The organism is Rhodoplanes roseus (assembly GCF_003258865.1).
Taxonomy (GTDB): Bacteria; Pseudomonadota; Alphaproteobacteria; order Rhizobiales; family Xanthobacteraceae; genus Rhodoplanes; species Rhodoplanes roseus.
In genome coordinates, this window is the sequence record NZ_NPEX01000936.1 from 1 (window position 1) to 248 (window position 248).

The 248-nt window shown below is 62.9% G+C and carries 1 protein-coding gene; it reads left to right on the plus strand.

From position 1 onward, the window contains the following. The coding region (locus CH341_RS35560) for a hypothetical protein (protein WP_210208751.1) at positions 1–190 on the plus strand (190 nt) is incomplete at its 5' end. Positions 191–248: the final 58 nt, after the last annotated feature.

Here is a 248-nt window from a genome sequence, read left to right on the forward strand (position 1 = left end):
ACTCTTCGAGTGGGGCAAGGAACTCGACGAGCGCTTCTACCGCCCGCAGATCGAGGCGGAAAAGGCCGAACGGGAGGCCCAGCGCAGTCAGGAGAAATCTCGCAGCCGTTCGTCCGACCGAGGTGGGACGGAAACGCGGAGCACTGCCCGCACATCTTCCCGCCCGCGTGGTCCGGAGATGCGCCGATGAGTACCTTCAGCCTCGGATACAAGATCAGACGGGCCGAGCTTTGCTACACCGACGATTT